Origin of the sequence: Nonomuraea terrae, from assembly GCF_004348995.1 — a bacterium.
In the GTDB taxonomy this organism is placed as follows: Bacteria; Actinomycetota; Actinomycetes; order Streptosporangiales; family Streptosporangiaceae; genus Nonomuraea; species Nonomuraea terrae.
This window is the reverse complement of sequence record NZ_SMKQ01000350.1, coordinates 1-5073: the sequence shown is the minus strand read 5'-3', so window position 1 is coordinate 5073 and position 5073 is coordinate 1. Positions and strand designations below refer to the sequence as shown.

At 57.5% G+C, this 5073-nt stretch carries 2 rRNA genes; both read right to left on the bottom strand.

Going from position 1 to position 5073, the window contains the following annotated elements:
• Window positions 1-4: 4 nt before the first annotated feature.
• A 23S ribosomal RNA gene (locus E1286_RS45845) occupies window positions 5-3113 on the bottom strand.
• A gap of 324 nt (window positions 3114-3437) precedes the next feature.
• Window positions 3438-4956: ribosomal RNA gene (locus tag E1286_RS45840) — 16S ribosomal RNA — on the bottom strand.
• The 16S and 23S rRNA genes sit together here, the layout of an rRNA operon.
• Between the last annotated feature and the right edge of the window lie 117 nt (window positions 4957-5073).

Genomic DNA, 5073 nt, shown 5'->3' with positions numbered 1-5073 from the left:
CTTTGTGGTCAAGTCCTCGGCCTATTAGTACCGGTCAGCTCCACACGTTACCGCGCTTCCACCTCCGGCCTATCAACCCGGTCATCCACCGGGAGCCTTACCCCCTCACAGGGTGGGAGACCTCATCTCAAGGCAAGCTTCCCGCTTAGATGCTTTCAGCGGTTATCCCTTCCGAACGTAGCCAACCAGCCATGCACCTGGCGATACAACTGGCACACCAGAGGTTCGTCCGTCCCGGTCCTCTCGTACTAGGGACAGCCCCTTTCAAGTCTCCTGCGCGCGCAGCGGATAGGGACCGAACTGTCTCGCGACGTTCTAAACCCAGCTCGCGTACCGCTTTAATGGGCGAACAGCCCAACCCTTGGGACCTACTCCAGCCCCAGGATGCGACGAGCCGACATCGAGGTGCCAAACCATCCCGTCGATATGGACTCTTGGGGAAGATCAGCCTGTTATCCCCGGGGTACCTTTTAGCCGTTGAGCGACACCGCTTCCACACGCCGATGCCGGATCACTAGTCCCAGCTTTCGCTCCTGCTCGACCCGTCAGTCTCACAGTCAAGCTCCCTTGTGCACTTACACTCAACACCTGATTACCAACCAGGCTGAGGGAACCTTTGGGCGCCTCCGTTACCCTTTAGGAGGCAACCGCCCCAGTTAAACTACCCACCAGACACTGTCCCCGATCCGGATCACGGACCAGAGTTAGACGTTCAAAACGACCAGAGTGGTATTTCACCAATGACTCCACCCGAACTAGCGTCCGAGCTTCCCAGTCTCCCACCTATCCTACACAAGACGCTCCAAACGCCAATGTCAAGCTGTAGTGAAGGTCCCGGGGTCTTTCCGTCCTGCTGCGCGTAACGAGCATCTTTACTCGTAATGCAATTTCGCCGGGTCTGCGGTTGAGACAGCGGGGAAGTCGTTACGCCATTCGTGCAGGTCGGAACTTACCCGACAAGGAATTTCGCTACCTTAGGATGGTTATAGTTACCACCGCCGTTTACCGGCGCTTAAGTTCTCACCTTCGCACACCGAAATGCACTAAGCGGTCCCCTTAACGTTCCGGCACCGGGCAGGCGTCAGTCCGTATACATCGTCTTACGACTTCGCACAGACCTGTGTTTTTAGTAAACAGTCGCTTCCCCCTGGCCACTGCGGCCCCCACCAGCTCAGAGCGCAAGACTCATCACCAACAGAGGCCCCCCTTCTCCCGAAGTTACGGGGGCAATTTGCCGAGTTCCTTAACCACAGTTCACCCGATCGCCTTAGTATTCTCTACCTGACCACCTGAGTCGGTTTAGGGTACGGGCCGCCACAACACTCACTAGAGGCTTTTCTCGGCAGCATAGGATCATCCACTTCACCACAATCGGCTCGGCATCACATCTCAGGATACAGTACGAGGCGGATTTGCCTACCTCGCTCCCTACATGCTTACCCCAGGACAACCATCGCCTGGGCTGGACTACCTTCCTGCGTCACCCCATCGCTTACCTACTACCCGATCGGATCGAGCGTTCACTCTGACCCCAAGCCCGAAGGCTTTAGGCGAGCTAAGGACTCTTAGCATCACGAGGTTCAGTATGGGCGCATTGAAGCGGGTACGGGAATATCAACCCGTTGTCCATCGACTACGCCTGTCGGCCTCGCCTTAGGTCCCGACTTACCCTGGGCGGATTAGCCTGCCCCAGGAACCCTTGGTCATCCGGCGCGAGGGTTTCTCACCCTCGATTCGCTACTCATGCCTGCATTCTCACTCGCACAGCCTCCACAACTAGATCACTCTGCTGCTTCGCCGGCTGCACGACGCTCCCCTACCCACCAACAAGAACAAAATCTCATCAGTGCCACGACTTCGGCGGTGTACTTGAGCCCCGCTACATTGTCGGCGCGGAATCACTTGACCAGTGAGCTATTACGCACTCTTTCAAGGGTGGCTGCTTCTAAGCCAACCTCCTGGTTGTCTCTGCGACTCCACATCCTTTCCCACTTAGCACACGCTTAGGGGCCTTAGTCGGTGATCTGGGCTGTTTCCCTCTCGACTACGAACCTTATCGCCCGCAGTCTCACTGCCACGCTCTCACTTACCGGCATTCGGAGTTTGGCTGACGTCAGTAACCTTGTCGGGCCCATTAGCCATCCAGTGCTCTACCTCCGGCAAGAAACACGCAACGCTGCACCTAAATGCATTTCGGGGAGAACCAGCTATCACGGAGTTTGATTGGCCTTTCACCCCTACACACAGGTCATCCCCCAGGTTTTCAACCCTGGTGGGTTCGGTCCTCCACCCAGTCTTACCTGAGCTTCAACCTGCCCATGCGTAGATCACTCCGCTTCGGGTCTACAGCATGCGACTCAAACGCCCTATTCAGACTCGCTTTCGCTACGGCTCCCCCACACGGGTTAACCTCGCCACACACCATAACTCGCAGGCTCATTCTTCAAAAGGCACGCAGTCACATCACACAACAGCAAGCTGTTGTAAGCTCCTACGGCTTGTAGGCACACGGTTTCAGGTACTATTTCACGACCCCTCACCGGGGCACTTTTCACCTTTCCCTCACGGTACTCGTGCACTATCGGTCATCAGGGAGTATTTAGGCTTACCAGGTGGTCCTGGCAGATTCACACAGGATTCCTCGAGCCCCGTGCTACTTGGGATCCCCTCCAGCAGTCGACAAGGTTTCGCCTACCCGGCTCTCACGGTCTACGGCAGCCCTTCCCAGAGCTTTCAACTACCCCATCGATTTATCACTGCTCGAAGAAGCGGCAGCCCCTTCAAGAAGGTCCCACGACCCCGGACATGCAACGCCTGCCGGCTATCACACACGCCCGGTTTAGCCTCATCCGCTTTCGCTCACCACTACTCACGGAATCACTCTTGTTTTCTCTTCCTACGGGTACTGAGATGTTTCACTTCCCCGCGTTACCACCAACCGCCCTATACATTCAGGCGGAGGCAACACCACATGACTGGTGCTAGGTTTCCCCATTCGGACATCCCCGGATCAACGTCTGGTTGGCGACTCCCCGAGGCTTAACGCAGCCTCCCACGTCCTTCATCGGCTCCTGATGCCAAGGCATCCACCGTGTGCCCTAAAAAACTTGGCCACAAAGATGCTCGCGTCCACTATGCAAATCTCAAACAACAAACAGCAACCACCTCCAGACCCGGAACCCCGAATCCTTCAATGGCCCTGTACTGAGGTCTCACAGACCACGAGCCCCACCCGAAGGGCAGGCTCGCAACCGGTCCGTTTCCTCAGGACCCAACAGTGTGTCCAACCAGCCCAGCCCCCCGAAACGCCCGTTCCCACTCCCCGAAGGGCGGTACTAGCACGCCGACGAACCCGGCCTGGTTGAGTAGCCAGTGCTCCACTAATGAGCTGTCACCCCACCACACATTCGGCAGTGATAGGTGAAGACGCTCCTTAGAAAGGAGGTGATCCAGCCGCACCTTCCGGTACGGCTACCTTGTTACGACTTCGTCCCAATCGCCAGCCCCACCTTCGACCGCTCCCCCCCTTGCGGGTTGGGCCACGGGCTTCGGGTGTTGCCGACTTTCGTGACGTGACGGGCGGTGTGTACAAGGCCCGGGAACGTATTCACCGCAGCGTTGCTGATCTGCGATTACTAGCGACTCCGACTTCATGGGGTCGAGTTGCAGACCCCAATCCGAACTGAGACCGGCTTTTAGGGATTCGCTCCACCTCGCGGTATCGCAACCCTCTGTACCGGCCATTGTAGCATGTTTGCAGCCCAAGACATAAGGGGCATGATGACTTGACGTCATCCCCACCTTCCTCCGAGTTGACCCCGGCAGTCCCCCATGAGTCCCCAGCCGGACGAATCCGCTGCTGGCAACATGGAGCAAGGGTTGCGCTCGTTGCGGGACTTAACCCAACATCTCACGACACGAGCTGACGACAGCCATGCACCACCTGTCACCCAGTCCGAAGAGGGCTCTGTCTCCAGAGCTTTCCGGGTGATGTCAAACCTTGGTAAGGTTCTTCGCGTTGCGTCGAATTAAGCAACATGCTCCGCCGCTTGTGCGGGCCCCCGTCAATTCCTTTGAGTTTTAGCCTTGCGGCCGTACTCCCCAGGCGGGGCGCTTAATGCGTTAGCTCCGGCACGGAGATCGTGGAAGATCCCCACACCTAGCGCCCAACGTTTACAGCGTGGACTACCAGGGTATCTAATCCTGTTCGCTCCCCACGCTTTCGCTCCTCAGCGTCAGGTAAGGCCCAGCAAGCCGCCTTCGCCACCGGTGTTCCTCCTGATATCTGCGCATTTCACCGCTACACCAGGAATTCCACTTGCCCCTGCCTACCTCTAGCCGGCCCGTATCCACCGCAGACCCGCAGTTAAGCTGCGGGCTTTCACGGCAGACGCGACCAGCCACCTACGAGCTCTTTACGCCCAATAATTCCGGACAACGCTTGCGCCCTACGTATTACCGCGGCTGCTGGCACGTAGTTAGCCGGCGCTTCTTCTGCAGGTACACGTCAACTTCGTCCCTGCTGAAAGAGGTTTACAACCCGAAGGCCGTCATCCCCCACGCGGCGTCGCTGCGTCAGGCTTTCGCCCATTGCGCAATATTCCCCACTGCTGCCTCCCGTAGGAGTCTGGGCCGTGTCTCAGTCCCAGTGTGGCCGGTCGCCCTCTCAGGCCGGCTACCCGTCGTCGCCTTGGTAGGCCACTACCCCACCAACAAGCTGATAGGCCGCGAGCCCATCCCCAACCGAAAAACTTTCCACCACCACCCGATGCCGGGGGCGGTCGTATCCGGTATTAGACCCAGTTTCCCGGGCTTATCCCAGAGTCAGGGGCAGGTTGCTCACGTGTTACTCACCCGTTCGCCGCTCGAGTACCCCGAAGGGCCTTTCCGCTCGACTTGCATGTGTTAAGCACGCCGCCAGCGTTCGTCCTGAGCCAGGATCAAACTCTCCAAATGATGTTTGGAAACTTCGTCCAAGCAAAACCGTCAAACAATCTCTTTGACGAGGTGTTGCATGAAAATCATGCACTGGCTTTTAACACACTGTTGAGTTCTCAAGAAACGGACGCGTAC